We start from the raw sequence: 13,138 nt of genomic DNA on the forward strand, positions 1-13,138 counted from the left end.
GTCGCTCGTTTTAACTTTCCAATCGGCAGGAACCCCGAGTTTGAATCAGCCAATCGACCTAGTCATCTTCGACTGCGACGGTGTTCTCATCGACAGCGAAGTCATCAGCGCGCGCATGCTGGTGGCTGAACTCGCGACGCGGAACGTTCACATCACCATGGACTACGTCGCTCACCATTTCCTGGGTCGAAGCTATCCGGTTGTCCTGCAGCAGATCCGCAAGGAATTCGGTGTCGACCTGCCGCCGGAATTCGAAACCGCCTACCGGGCAAGCCTTCTCAGCGCCTTTGAAGCGGAGCTCAGACCGATCGACGGCGTGCGGGAGGTGATCGAGAACCTTGGCGTGGACTATTGCCTTGCGACCAGTTCCAGCCCGCCGCGGCTCGCCAGATCGCTGGAGATAACCGGGCTGACGGATCTCTTTGCCGGCCGGACCACCACGGCTTCCGAAGTCGCTCACGGCAAACCCGCGCCGGACCTGTTCCTCCTTGCGGCAGAAAAACATGGCGTCGCACCGGAGCGCTGCCTGGTGATCGAGGACAGCGAAAACGGCATCAAGGCAGGGCTTGCCGCCGGTATGGAAGTCTACCGTTTCATTGGCGGTTCGCATCTTTCCGGCCTATTGAATTCGGCCACTGCCACTGCGGGTTCCGCGCAACTGTTTGCATCTTTCGGCGAATTCTTTCAGCTTAGGCCGGATCTGAAGAACAACGGCAACTAAGATGAAACAGAAAATTCCTGCCGAGGCATCCCGTCTCGATGACGCCGCCCGCGCCGGCTGGTTATACTATGTTGCCGGCAACACCCAGGACGAGATCGCCCGCAAGCTCGGCGTGTCCCGCCAATCGGCACAGCGGCTGGTTTCGCTTGCAGTCAGTGAACGGCTGATCAAGGTGCGGCTCGACCACCCGATCGCCAACTGCATGGAACTGAGCACCCGCCTGACGGAACGCTTCGGACTGCAGAGCTGCGAAGTGGTTCCCAGCGACCCGGATGCCCCGTCCTCCACGGTCGGCATTGCCCAGGCGGCCGCCACCGAGATGGAACGTCATTTCCGCTCCCAGAAACCCAAGATCATCGCCTACGGCACGGGCCGCACCTTGCGCGCTTCGGTGGATCAATTGCCGATGATGGACTGTCCGCAGCACCGCATCGTCTCGCTTCTGGGCAACATGATGTCGGACGGCTCGGCCTCGGCCTACAACGTCATCATCCGGCTTGCCGACCGCATCAATGCCCGGCATTACCCGATGCCTCTGCCCGTCTTCGCCCGCTCCCGCGAGGAACTGCAATTGCTGCATAACCAGGAAGCGGTGCACAATATCCTCGATCTCATCCGGCAGGCGGACGTTACTTTCGTGGGTATCGGCAACATGGGACCGACTGCACCACTGACGGTCGACGGATTCGTCAGTCACGACGAAATGCGCGCACTGGAGAAAGCTGGTGCCATCGGCGAGATCACAAGCTGGGTCTACGACCGAAAAGGCGCGCTGGTCGAAGGACTTACCAATGACCTGGTAGCCAGTGCCCCCCTGCTGCCGGCCGGAGAGAAACCGGTTTACGGAATTGCGGCGGGCGACGGCAAGGTGCCGGCCATGCTGGGAGCGTTGAACGGCAAATTTGTCAATTGCCTGATCACCAACGAGACGACAGCTGAGCAATTGCTCAAGCTCTGAGCGATTTCCCAATATAAATAACTATATGAACTTTAAAGGCTTTTCGCAGTGCAGCGAGAAGCCTTTTTTATTTTAGGCGATTCACATCTTGACTCGGGGTGCGAATTGGAGCGAATATTTGCCCGCAAGAATGGCAAATGCCCAATCTCGCTTGGGAGGAAAATATGGCATTTCATACCCGTGCGCTCCTCAGCGCATGTGCAATGGCGGCTCTGTGCGCATCCGCATCTGCAGAAACAATCACCATCGCGACCGTGAACAACGGCGACATGATCCGCATGCAGGGTCTGACGAAGGACTTCACCGACAAGAACCCTGACATCGAAGTCAAATGGCTGACCATGGAGGAGAACGTTCTCCGCCAGCGCGTCACCACTGACGTCGCCACCAAGGGCGGTCAGTTCGACGTCATGACCATCGGCACCTATGAAGTTCCGATCTGGGGCAAGCAGGGCTGGCTCGTTTCCCTGAACGACCTGCCGGAAAGCTACGACGCGGACGACATCCTGCCGGCCATCCGTGGCGGCCTGACCGTTGACGGCGAGCTCTTTGCAGCACCGTTCTACGGCGAAAGCTCCATGGTCATGTACCGCAAGGACCTGATGGAAAAAGCCGGCCTGGAAATGCCGGAAGCCCCGACCTGGGACTTTATCGTCGAAGCCGCCAAGGCAATGACGGACAAGGAAAACGAAGTCTACGGCATCTGCCTGCGCGGCAAGGCCGGCTGGGGTGAAAACATGGCGTTCCTGACCGCCATGGCGAACTCTTACGGCGCCCGCTGGTTCGACATGGACTGGAAGCCGCAGTTCGACACGCCGCAGTGGAAAGAAGCTCTTACCACCTATCTCGACGTGATGAACGAAGCAGGCCCTCCGGGCGCTTCTTCCAACGGCTTCAACGAAAACCTGGCCCTGTTCCAGACCGGCAAGTGCGGCATGTGGATCGACGCCACCGTGGCGGCCTCCTTCGTGACCAACCCGAAGGACAGCCAGGTTGCTGACAAGGTCGGCTTTGCTCTGGCACCGGACAAGGGTCTCGGCAAACGCGGTAACTGGCTCTGGGCATGGTCGCTGGCCATTCCGGCCGGCACCCAGAAGGAAGCTGCTGCGAAGAAGTTCATCGAGTGGGCGACTTCCAAGGAATACCTGGAGCTGGTTGCAGCCGAAGAAGGCTGGGCGAACGTTCCACCGGGAACCCGTACGTCTCTCTATGAGAACCCGGAGTACCAGAAAGTTCCGTTCGCAAAGATGACGCTGGACAGCATCAACTCCGCTGATCCGCAGAATCCGACCGTCGATCCGGTTCCGTATGTCGGCGTGCAGTTCGTCGCCATTCCGGAATTCCAGGGCATGGCAACCGTTGTCGGCCAGGCATTCTCGGCAGCTCTTGCCGGCTCGATGGATGCGGACGCTGCACTGGCTGCTGCCCAGGCGACCGCTGAACGCGAAATGAAGAAGGCCGGTTACCTCAAGTAGAAGCCTTCGCGGACCGGCGGGTGCCTGCCCGTCCCGCCGGTCTCCTCCTTTCTGTTCCGCGTGAGCTCTGGCTCTGACCGAGCAAAGGTCGCATCATGGCTACCCAACATTCACGGGCGGCGGCCCGTTTGATGATCTCTCCGGCAGTTCTGCTGCTGCTGGGTTGGATGATCATCCCGCTCTCGATGACCCTCTATTTCTCTTTCCTGCGCTACAACCTGCTCATTCCGGGAATGGAAGAGTGGACCGGCTGGACCAACTACGAGTTCTTCCTCACCGATCCGGCTTTCTTTGCAGCGCTGAAGAACACCCTGCTGCTCGTTGGCGGCGTCCTTCTCATCACCATTGTCGGCGGCGTGCTGCTGGCCCTGCTGCTCGACCAGCCCTTCTGGGGCCAGGGGATCGTACGCATTCTGGTGATTGCCCCGTTCTTCGTCATGCCCACCGTCTCCGCGCTGGTGTGGAAGAACATGTTCATGAACCCGGTCAACGGCCTGTTCGCATACTTTGCGAAGTTTCTGGGGCTGCAACCGTTCGACTTTCTTTCGCATGCACCGCTGTTCTCGATCATCCTGATCGTCGCCTGGCAGTGGTTGCCCTTTGCGACGCTCATTCTGCTTACCGCCCTGCAATCGCTGGACAGCGAACAGCTGGAAGCGGCCGAAATGGACGGCGCCAATTTCCTGAACCGCTTCGTGTTCATCATGGTGCCGCACCTGGCGCGTTCGATCACCGTCGTGATCCTGATCCAGACGATCTTCCTGCTGTCGGTCTTCGCGGAAATTCTCGTCACCACCAATGGCGGTCCGGGCTACGCCTCGACCAACCTCACCTACCTGATCTACGCCCAGTCGCTGCTGCAGTTCGACGTCGGCGGCGGATCGGCCGGCGGTGTGGTCGCCATTATCCTCGCCAACATCGTTGCGATCTTCCTGATGCGGATGATCGGCAAGAACCTGGAGGCCTGACCCATGGCGCGCGCAGTCTCCAACCGCCGCAAGGCTCTCGTCACCGTATGTGCGTGGGCCGTCGGCATCGCCATCTTCTTCCCGATCCTGTGGACCGTGCTGACCAGCTTCAAGACGGAAGCGGAAGCCATTGCGTCTCCTCCTAGCTTCCTGTTTTTCGACTGGACGCTGGAAAACTACAGCACGGTCCAGGAGCGTTCGGACTATTTCCGGCACTTCTCCAACTCGGTCATCATTTCCTTCGGCTCCACCCTTCTGGGTCTGCTGATCGCGATACCGGCGGCCTGGTCAATGGCCTTCGTGCCGGGCAAGCGCACCAAGGACGTCCTGATGTGGATGCTGTCCACCAAGATGCTTCCGCCGGTGGGCGTGCTGATCCCGATCTATCTCCTGTTCCGGGATACCGGCCTCCTCGACACGCGTGTCGGCCTCGTGATGGTGCTTACCCTCATCAACCTGCCGATCATCGTCTGGATGCTGTTCACCTACTTCCGCGAAATTCCGGGCGAGATCCTGGAAGCCGCGCGGATGGACGGTGCGGAGCTGTGGTCCGAGATCATCTACGTGCTGACACCCATGGCGGTTCCCGGCATTGCCTCGACCCTGCTGCTGAACATCATCCTGTCCTGGAACGAAGCGTTCTGGACCTTGAACCTGACGGCGGTCGACGCCGCCCCCCTCACCGCTTTCATTGCCAGCTATTCCAGCCCGGAAGGCCTGTTCTACGCAAAACTGAGCGCTGCCTCGACGATGGCGATCGCCCCAATCCTCATCATCGGCTGGTTCAGCCAGAAGCAGCTCGTACGCGGCCTGACCTTCGGCGCGGTTAAATAGGAGACCTGAACATGGGTCAGATAACCCTCAAGCAGATTACCAAGAGCTTCGGCGACGTTCAGGTTATCCCGCCGCTGGACCTGCAGATCGACGACGGCGAGTTCGTGGTGTTCGTCGGTCCGTCCGGCTGCGGCAAGTCCACACTCCTGCGTCTCATTGCAGGCCTAGAGGATGTCTCTTCCGGTGACATCACCATCGACGGCAAGAACGCCACCGAAGTGCCGCCCGCAAAACGTGGCCTTGCCATGGTGTTCCAGTCCTACGCGCTCTATCCGCACATGTCGGTGCGCAAGAACATCGCCTTCCCGCTGCGCATGGCCGGCATCGACAAGGCGGCGCAGGACGCCAAGGTGACCGCCGCTGCCAAGGTGCTGAACCTGACGGATTACCTGGACCGTCGCCCGGGTCAGCTTTCCGGCGGTCAGCGCCAGCGTGTTGCCATCGGCCGTGCCATTGTGCGCGAACCGGCCGCCTTCCTGTTCGACGAACCCCTGTCGAACCTGGATGCGGCGCTGCGTGTCAACATGCGGCTCGAGATCTCCGAACTGCACCAGTCCCTCAAGACGACCATGATCTACGTGACCCACGACCAGGTGGAAGCCATGACCATGGCCGACAAGATCGTGGTGCTGCAGGCAGGCAAGATCGAGCAGGTCGGCTCGCCGCTGGAACTTTATCACACGCCGCGCAACAAGTTCGTGGCCGGTTTCATCGGCTCGCCGAAGATGAACTTCCTGATGGGATCCTTCGCCACCGAGTACGATGCCGCCACGATCGGCATCCGCCCGGAGCATCTGACCGTCTCGCAAAGCGACGGCAAATGGGTCGGAAAGGTCGGTGTCTCGGAACATCTCGGATCCGACACCTTCCTCTACGTCGATATGGAAGGCGTCGACGAACCGATCACCGTGCGCTCGTCCGGTGAGATCGGGTTCCGCCATGGCGACACCGTTCACCTGACCCCGGCTCCTGACAAGATCCACCGCTTCGACAACCAGGGCCTGAGGATTGCATGAGCCGACTTGAAGGAAAATCCGCGCTGATAACGGGTTCGGCCCGGGGCATCGGCAAGGCCTTTGCCGCGCGGTTTGCAGAGGAAGGCGCCCGGGTGGCGATTGCCGATATCAACCTGGCCGGCGCAGAAGCGGCGGCCAGTGAAATCGGCCCGAATGCCTATGCCGTTCAGTTGGACGTCACCGACCAGTCGTCGATCGATGCTGCCATCGCCACCGTGGAACAGAAGACCGGCGGGCTCGACATCCTGGTCAACAACGCGGCTCTGTTCGATCTGGCACCGATTGTCGAGATCACCCGCGACAGCTACCAGCGCCTGTTCGACATCAACGTGTCCGGAACCCTGTTCATGATGCAGGCCGCGGCAAAATCGATGATCAGGCGTGGTCAGGGCGGCAAGATCATAAACATGGCCAGCCAGGCAGGCCGGCGCGGTGAAGCGCTGGTGGGCATATATTGCGCCACCAAGGCAGCGGTCATCAGCCTGACCCAGTCGGCAGGTCTCAACCTGATCGAACACGGCATCAACGTGAATGCCATCGCCCCCGGCGTCGTCGACGGCGAGCACTGGGACCATGTGGATTCGATGTTCGCGAAATACGAAGGCCTGCAGCCCGGTGAAAAGAAGGCAGCGGTCGGAGCCGCGGTGCCTTTCGGCCGCATGGGCACCGCCGAAGATCTCACCGGCATGGCTGTTTTCCTGGCGTCGAAAGACGCGGATTACATCGTATCGCAGACTTACAACGTCGATGGCGGCAACTGGATGAGCTGACCAATGACCCAGAACCTAAGTGAAACTGTGCTCTCTTCTCTTCCTGAAACCGTCAAGGCACCGGCGTATCGCCGGTCGGACCTGACCCCCGGCATCCTTCACATCGGCGTCGGCAACTTCCATCGCGCGCATCAGGCCATCTACCTGAGCAAGCTGTTCGATCTCGGCGAAGGCCGTGACTGGGCCATCGTCGGCGCGGGCCTCAAGCCCTACGACAAGACCATGCGTGAACGCCTCCAAGCCCAGGACTGGCTGACGACCGTGGTCGAGCTCGACCCGGAAGGCCTCAGCGCGCAGGTCTGTGGCGCCATGATCGACTTCGTCGACGTGGATCCCAAGGCGCTGATCGCTCGCCTTGGCGAACCCGATATCCGCATCGTCTCGCTGACGATCACCGAAGGCGGCTATTTCGTCGATCCGAACACCGGTGGCTTCGACGTCAATCATTCGGAAATCCAGGCGGATCTCGCCTCACCGGATGCGCCGCAGACCGTGTTCGGCGTGCTTGTCGCCGCCTTGCTGGCCCGCCGCGACAAAGGCCTTGAACCCTTTACCGTGATGTCTTGCGACAACCTGCCCGAAAACGGCCATATGGCGAAACAGGCCGTTGCCGGTTTCGCCAGGGCCTTGTCGCCGGAAGCCGGAAGCTGGATTGCCGACAACGTCGCCTTTCCAAACGGCATGGTGGACTGCATCACCCCCGCGACCGGCGACCGCGAACGCGGCCTGGTTCAGGAACGCTTCGGCCTGACCGATGCGGCCCCTGTCGTCTGTGAACCCTTCCGCCAATGGGTGCTAGAGGATCATTTCCCGGCCGGTCGCCCGGCTCTGGAAAAGGTCGGTGTCGAATTCGTCGAGGACGTCGCTCCATACGAGCTGATGAAATTGCGCATTCTCAATGGCGGTCATGCGACCATCGCCTATCCGGGTGCGCTGCTGGGACATTACTTCGTCCATGACGCCATGGCCGATCCACTGATCTGCGCGTTCCTGAAAAAGCTGGAAGAAGACGAGATCCTGCCGACCGTTCCGGAAATTCCGGGGGTCAGCTTCGAGACCTATCTCACCACCGTGATGGACCGGTTCTCCAATCCGGCAGTGGGAGACACAATCCCCCGTCTCTGCCTTGACGGCTCCAACCGCCAGCCGAAGTTTATCCTGCCTTCTATCCAGGACCGCCTCGACAAGGGGTTGCCGGTGGCCGGCCTTGCCCTCGAAACGGCTCTTTGGTGCCGCTACTGCCTCGGACACAACGAGGCTGGAGAACCGCATGTCATCGAGGACAACAACGCCGACATCCTGAAGGCCTGGGCACAAGGCGTTTACGTCGACAAGCCGGCGCGCATCGAAATGCCGGAGCTATTCGGTGGGCTCGCTTCCGACGAAACCTTCCTGAAGGCCTTCAGCTACGCCGCAGGCATGATCGCTGAAGATGGGGTGGCAGCCACGCTGAAAGCCTACCTCGATGGCCGCTTCGACAAAGGCGCCGCCGCCCTCAAGGCGAACGCCCACTAGGAAACGAGGGATCACACTCGCGCCACCGTGTGCGCAATGTGATCCCATTTGCCTTTCAATTTGCCCTGTCCCGCTTACCTTGATGTCACTGACAGACGAGGATTTGACCTTCGCCTGCACGACGGAAAGCGGTAAGGCGGGATTACGGGCATGAGACAATTGAACAGACGGGACCTTCTGGCCGGCAGTGCGGCAATGGCATTGCTGCCGGGAACGGTGTTTGCGGCAGGCAACGACTTCTTCCGACTTGGTCTGGCCGAACCGGCCTTCGAAATCGAACCGAAACTCGACCTTCCCGATCTTGATGGCACCGTCCACACGCTTGCCGACTATTCCGGAAAGATCCTGCTTGTATCGTTCTGGGCGACATGGTGTCCGCCCTGCCGGAAGGAAATGCCGGGTCTGGCGCGTCTCAACCGTGAACTCGGCCCAGAAGGCTTTGCAGTGCTCGCCGTAAACGTAGGTGACCGGCAGGACCGGATCGAAGGTTTTCTGGACGAGATCGACCATGATGGTCTCACCGTCCTGATGGACACGGACAAGGCCATGCCGAGCACCTGGTTCCTCCGCGGTTTGCCGGTGACCTACGTCCTCGATGGCACCGGCAAGGTTGCCCTCGCCGCCATTGGCGACCGGGTGTGGGATTCAGAGGAAATGATCTCCGCGCTGCGCAGTTTGAAGACCACCTGACCACGTCGAACATCAGCAGCGTGAAAGACCCTCAGCCGTTGTCCATCGGCACGATGACAGGCCGCCCACCACCCGAACGTGTTAGAATTTCCAGCGGAAAGTCATAGGCTTTCGACAACAACTCCGCCTGCATGACCTCGTCCCGCGTACCGAAGGCGAGACGGCGCCCCCCCTGCATGACCAGCACCCGGTCGGCAAAGGCAGCGGTCAGGTTGAGGTCGTGCATCACGGCAACGACGCCGCCACCACGCTTGGCGTAATCGGCTGCAAGCTGCATGATCTGGACCTGGTGCTTGATGTCGAGACTGGAGACCGGTTCGTCCAGGAACAACCAATGCGGCAGGCCTTCTTGCGGAAGCGGGTCCCAGACCTGACACAACACCCGTGCGAGCTGCACCCGTTGCTGCTCGCCGCCGGACAGTTCCTGATAACTTCGCCCTTCGAACCCCGACAGGCCGACTTTCGCAAGGGCTTCGGCAATGCGCCGGGCACGGAAGGTCCGCTCCCGGCGGCTGGAGGTCAGGCCGAGACCGACCACTTCAGCCACGTTCAGCGGAAAGGAAATCTGACTTGCCTGCGGCAGCACCCCGCGCATGGCGGAAAGCACTTCCGGTGACAGGCCACCAACCTCCAGCCCTGCCAGCGTTATCCCGCCGGAATAAGGCAGTTCACCGGTCATTGCCTTCATCAAGGTCGTCTTGCCGGAACCGCTTGGCCCGATGATCGCCAGCACTTCCCCAGCCTTTGCGTGAAAGGAAAGGTCCTGCACGATCCGGGTCTTGCCTGCCGAAACAGACACCTGCTCGACAACAAGATCGGGTGCCAGCGCCGTGCCATTTTCAATTGTCCTGTGCAACATGACCACACCCTAAAGACCTGTGAGGCCGCGCTTGCGCAGCAGGATCCAGAGGAAGAAGGGCGCACCGGCAAAGGCGGTGATGATACCGATGGGCATTTCCGCCGGTGCCACGATGGTGCGCGCCAGCGTATCGGCGGCTATAAGCAAACAGGCGCCAAGAAGCGCTGCGGCCGGCAGCATGTAGCGATGGTCGGGACCGATTGTGAGACGAAGCAAATGCGGCACGACGATGCCAACAAAGCCGATGCCGCCGCTGACAGCAACGGAGGCGCCGGTTGCCGCCGCAACCAGCAGGATACTGAGGTTCTTGAGCCGCTGCACCTTGATGCCGATGTGCGAGGCGGCAGCTTCACCAAGCGTCAAACCGTTGAGACCGCGTGCAAGGAACGGCACGCAGACCAGCATGGTGAGGATGATTGGCGCGGCAGAAGCGACCTTCTGCCAGTTGGATCCCGCGAGCGACCCAAGTCCCCAGAACTGCAGGTCGCGCAGCTCCTGGTCATCGGCCACATAGACCAATAGCCCTGTCATCGCACCGGTGAGCGCACCGAGCGCAATGCCCGCCAGCAGCAATGTCGCAACTGACGTGATGCCTCCGCGCGTGCCGATCCTGTAAAGAAGCAGCGTCGTGACGAGGCCGCCCGCAAAGGCCGCCAGTGGGACCGCATAGATACCCAGAAGCGCCATCACCGGCGCCAGTACGGTATTTCCGAGAACGATGAACGCGGCAGCGCCCAGACCTGCCCCCGCCGAAACGCCCACAATGCCCGGATCCGCCAACGGATTACGGAACAGACCCTGCATCACCGCGCCGGACACCGCCAGGGCCGCTCCGATGAGCGCTCCCAGCGTAACCCGCGGCAGGCGAATATCCATGAGCACGATCCAGTCCCTTGGCGAAACGCCCTGCGGCACGCCCTCTCCCGCTCCCGCGAAATAGGACGGCACATGTGGCAGGAGCTCCAGAACCGGGATCGAGATAGGGCCGATGGCAAGGCTTCCCAGAACGACGAGACATGTCAGCACGGCGAGCAGCACAATGACGGCCCGGGCGAGCGGAGCCCTGTCTCCGCGCTGCAGGTCGGCAAGCCCAAGGAGAGAGGAAATCCGTCCGCTTCTGGCGGGCAAGACCGTATCGCTCATCAGTGCCATCAGCTTGCCGTATCCGCCAGACGGGTCGACAATTCACGGACGGCTTCTGCGGTGCGCGGACCGAACCCCAGCAGGAGCTGCCCGTTCATGCGGACAAGTCGCCTGTCCTTCCCTGCCGGCGTTTGCGCCACGGCCGGATGATCGAACACCGCATCACCGCTCGTTGCGTCTTCGCCGTCGCCGTGGCGGTCCATCATCAGCACGACGTCCGGTGCCGCACTGACGATCGCCTCGTCGCTGAGGATCTTGTAGCCGGAAAAGCCGGACGTCGCGTTTTCAGCACCCGCAAGCGCAAGTATGCCGTTGGCGGCCGTATCCGATCCGGCGGCAAGGATACGCCCGCCCTTTGTCGACAGGACGAAGAGGACACGAACGCCTGACGTCCGGCTTTCAGCGGCACGTTGCGCCTCTGCCAGATCCTGTTCAAGCTTGCCCGCAAGAGCATCGGCTTTCGCCTCGACGCCGAGCACTTCACCAACGACACGCACCTTCTTGATGATGCCTTCGGCGGTATATGCCTCCGGCACATCCGCCATCGCCACACCGGACTTGCGCAACACGTCCACTGTTTCCTGCGGCCCGCTGCCTTCCAGCATCAGGATCAGCTCCGGATTGACGGAGAGCACACCTTCCGGGGACAGCGCGCGCATGTACCCGACATCCGGAAGGCTTGCCGCTTCCACCGGGAAAATGCTGGTGCTGTCACGGGCAATCAGCCTCTTGTCTTCGCCCAGGGCGTAGACGATCTCCGTCACCGAACCGCCGATGGCAACAACATTGCTGCTGTCCGGACTGCCCGTGCCTTCCGCAAACAGTGGTTGGCCGGGCAGGACCAGGGCTGCAACGGTCAGCGCGACAGCCGCCGAGACGCCGGAAAAACGCGAAAGAGACCCGATCATTCCGCTGCTCCCAGCTTTACCGCCCGATCCAGTTTCGGCAGGTTTTCGGCAAGGCCGCGCCAATCGGACCGTTCCTGGTTGCCCTCACCACGCACACCGAAGAACTGGATGATCTGCTGTCCGTCGCTGTCATAAGCTTCCACCGACGTGACATGGCCGACATCCGCCGGTTTGCGCACGGCCCAGACCTCGTGGATGTGGTCGGTCCGCAGATGCAGATGGAAGGTCGGGTCCATCACGTTGATCCATGAACCCCGGTCCATCACCGTTGCCACCGCCCCGGAGTGGATCTGAATGCAACCGCGATTGCCGACAAAACACATGATCGGGATGTTTTCCGACGCAGCAAGACGCAACAAGGCCGGCACCGCCCCACGATCGAGCGGCCAGGCCCAGGCATCGCCCGCCAGTTCAAAAGCACTGACCCGGTCGAGGTCCAGATCCTTCAAAAGTCCGTGGAACTGATGCGGATCGGTCATCGCCTGCCAGCGGTCGCGCAGCATCGCTTCAGCTCCTTCGGATGCCAGTTTTCGGCTGAACGGTTTTGCTTCGCTCACTTGCGGCAACACATCCGGCGTCTGGTCGTCCAGCACGAGCTTTTCGACCAGCGTGTTCCACGCATCCAGGTCCGTTTCCGCACGGGTGTGGATCTTCATCACCGCATCCCCATGGGCATCGAAGAACTGCAGTGACCGGCGGACATCGTTGCCGTCAGCCTTTTCGACTGCAAAGCCATGCACCCAATTGGCCGGAAACATGCGCGTGTCGATCTGCTCGCCCAGCATCAGGGCCGCCCGCTTGCCGTTCACGAATTTCTCGAACGGGCCGATCTTCTCGTGCACCGCGCTCTCGTTGCGCGTCAGTGCCATGACCGTGCCGACGGTCTGCAACCCGGGAAACAGATCCTCGAAACGCGGCGCGATGCGGCGCACGCCATGCCCTACGAAGCTTGCGACCAGCTCCGCTTCCGTTATGCCGAGTATCTGCGCCAGATCCCGCTCCCGCATCTTCGGATTGTCCGCACGTGCCGCCCGGATGTCGGCTGCGCTCTGCCTGGTTTCAGAGGAGATCTGATCGGCATTCATGAGTTCTGTCCCCAATCGCTATGGTCTTCCTGCAGCCCGCGCTCAGTTTCCCGCCTCATCATCCCGTAACGTAAATTACTGAGATTATTAGGAATTTTTGAATCATTCCAAAGAGACGCTTTTCCTCGGCGACCGCAATCTAATACTTGACTCCTATATTCATATTTCATTAGGAACACAATACCTGAGTCACTGA

13 protein-coding genes are annotated in these 13,138 nt (G+C 60.8%); 9 read left to right on the forward strand and 4 right to left on the reverse strand.

Features of this window, described 5'->3' with window-relative positions; genetic code table 11:
- Positions 1-40: 40 nt before the first annotated feature.
- From Q666_RS44355 to Q666_RS44395, 9 genes are all read left to right on the forward strand, one after another.
- Positions 41-721 carry an HAD family hydrolase gene (locus Q666_RS44355; protein WP_023003163.1) on the forward strand — a complete coding sequence of 227 codons (681 nt, stop codon included), beginning with the start codon at positions 41-43 and terminating at the stop codon, positions 719-721.
- Between the two features lies 1 nt (position 722).
- Complete coding sequence (locus Q666_RS44360; protein ID WP_023003162.1) at positions 723-1,679, forward strand: sugar-binding transcriptional regulator; 957 nt, start codon at positions 723-725, stop codon at positions 1,677-1,679.
- Between the two features lie 203 nt (positions 1,680-1,882).
- Positions 1,883-3,154, forward strand: a complete 1,272-nt coding sequence (locus Q666_RS44365; protein ID WP_023003161.1) for a sugar ABC transporter substrate-binding protein — start codon at positions 1,883-1,885, stop codon at positions 3,152-3,154.
- A gap of 95 nt (positions 3,155-3,249) precedes the next feature.
- Positions 3,250-4,122, forward strand: a complete 873-nt coding sequence (locus Q666_RS44370) for a sugar ABC transporter permease (protein WP_031270353.1) — start codon at positions 3,250-3,252, stop codon at positions 4,120-4,122.
- Between the two features lie 3 nt (positions 4,123-4,125).
- Positions 4,126-4,956 carry a carbohydrate ABC transporter permease gene (locus tag Q666_RS44375; protein ID WP_023003159.1) on the forward strand — a complete coding sequence of 277 codons (831 nt, stop codon included), beginning with the start codon at positions 4,126-4,128 and terminating at the stop codon, positions 4,954-4,956.
- 11 nt (positions 4,957-4,967) lie between these two features.
- The gene (locus tag Q666_RS44380) at positions 4,968-5,972 is read left to right on the forward strand and encodes an ABC transporter ATP-binding protein (RefSeq protein ID WP_023003158.1); all 1,005 of its coding nucleotides are present in this window, start codon (positions 4,968-4,970) and stop codon (positions 5,970-5,972) included.
- Entirely contained in the window at positions 5,969-6,742 is a 774-nt protein-coding gene (locus Q666_RS44385) for an L-iditol 2-dehydrogenase (protein ID WP_023003157.1), read from the forward strand. Before Q666_RS44380 ends, Q666_RS44385 begins: the two co-directional genes overlap by 4 nt.
- Positions 6,743-6,745: 3 nt before the next feature.
- Positions 6,746-8,257, forward strand: a complete 1,512-nt coding sequence (locus Q666_RS44390) for a mannitol dehydrogenase family protein (protein ID WP_023003156.1) — start codon at positions 6,746-6,748, stop codon at positions 8,255-8,257.
- Positions 8,258-8,407: 150 nt separating this feature from the next.
- Positions 8,408-8,947, forward strand: coding sequence for a TlpA disulfide reductase family protein (locus tag Q666_RS44395; protein WP_031270351.1), 540 nt, complete (start codon positions 8,408-8,410; stop codon positions 8,945-8,947).
- 31 nt (positions 8,948-8,978) lie between these two features.
- On the opposite strand, the gene Q666_RS44400 is transcribed toward Q666_RS44395, so the two are convergent.
- The 4 genes from Q666_RS44400 to Q666_RS44415 are packed head-to-tail and all read right to left on the reverse strand — an operon-like array spanning position 8,979 to position 12,942.
- Entirely contained in the window at positions 8,979-9,806 is an 828-nt protein-coding gene (locus Q666_RS44400) for a heme ABC transporter ATP-binding protein (RefSeq protein ID WP_023003154.1), read from the reverse strand.
- A 9-nt stretch (positions 9,807-9,815) separates the two neighbouring features.
- A complete protein-coding gene (locus Q666_RS44405) occupies positions 9,816-10,949 on the reverse strand; it encodes an iron ABC transporter permease (RefSeq protein ID WP_031270350.1) in 1,134 nt (377 codons plus the stop codon).
- 8 nt (positions 10,950-10,957) lie between these two features.
- The gene (locus Q666_RS44410) at positions 10,958-11,857 is read right to left on the reverse strand and encodes an ABC transporter substrate-binding protein (RefSeq protein ID WP_023003152.1); all 900 of its coding nucleotides are present in this window, start codon (positions 11,855-11,857) and stop codon (positions 10,958-10,960) included.
- On the reverse strand, positions 11,854-12,942 hold the full coding sequence (locus Q666_RS44415) for a hemin-degrading factor (RefSeq protein ID WP_023003151.1): 1,089 nt from the start codon (positions 12,940-12,942) through the stop codon (positions 11,854-11,856). The genes Q666_RS44410 and Q666_RS44415 overlap by 4 nt, the downstream gene beginning before the upstream one ends.
- Between the last annotated feature and the right edge of the window lie 196 nt (positions 12,943-13,138).

Source organism: Labrenzia sp. C1B70, assembly GCF_000475395.1.
Classification (GTDB): Bacteria; Pseudomonadota; Alphaproteobacteria; order Rhizobiales; family Stappiaceae; genus Roseibium; species Roseibium algicola.

What these genes read in the sequence shown, in the direction of transcription:
- Q666_RS44400 (WP_023003154.1), bottom strand. Translation starts at nt 9,806, where the DNA reads ATGTTGCACAGGACAATTGAAAATGGCACGGCGCTGGCACCCGATCTT.
- Q666_RS44370 (WP_031270353.1), top strand. Translation starts at nt 3,250, where the DNA reads ATGGCTACCCAACATTCACGGGCGGCGGCCCGTTTGATGATCTCTCCG.
- Q666_RS44415 (WP_023003151.1), bottom strand. Translation starts at nt 12,942, where the DNA reads ATGAATGCCGATCAGATCTCCTCTGAAACCAGGCAGAGCGCAGCCGAC.
- Q666_RS44380 (WP_023003158.1), top strand. Translation starts at nt 4,968, where the DNA reads ATGGGTCAGATAACCCTCAAGCAGATTACCAAGAGCTTCGGCGACGTT.
- Q666_RS44395 (WP_031270351.1), top strand. Translation starts at nt 8,408, where the DNA reads ATGAGACAATTGAACAGACGGGACCTTCTGGCCGGCAGTGCGGCAATG.
- Q666_RS44365 (WP_023003161.1), top strand. Translation starts at nt 1,883, where the DNA reads ATGGCGGCTCTGTGCGCATCCGCATCTGCAGAAACAATCACCATCGCG.
- Q666_RS44405 (WP_031270350.1), bottom strand. Translation starts at nt 10,949, where the DNA reads ATGAGCGATACGGTCTTGCCCGCCAGAAGCGGACGGATTTCCTCTCTC.
- Q666_RS44360 (WP_023003162.1), top strand. Translation starts at nt 723, where the DNA reads ATGAAACAGAAAATTCCTGCCGAGGCATCCCGTCTCGATGACGCCGCC.
- Q666_RS44410 (WP_023003152.1), bottom strand. Translation starts at nt 11,857, where the DNA reads ATGATCGGGTCTCTTTCGCGTTTTTCCGGCGTCTCGGCGGCTGTCGCG.
- Q666_RS44390 (WP_023003156.1), top strand. Translation starts at nt 6,746, where the DNA reads ATGACCCAGAACCTAAGTGAAACTGTGCTCTCTTCTCTTCCTGAAACC.
- Q666_RS44375 (WP_023003159.1), top strand. Translation starts at nt 4,126, where the DNA reads ATGGCGCGCGCAGTCTCCAACCGCCGCAAGGCTCTCGTCACCGTATGT.
- Q666_RS44385 (WP_023003157.1), top strand. Translation starts at nt 5,969, where the DNA reads ATGAGCCGACTTGAAGGAAAATCCGCGCTGATAACGGGTTCGGCCCGG.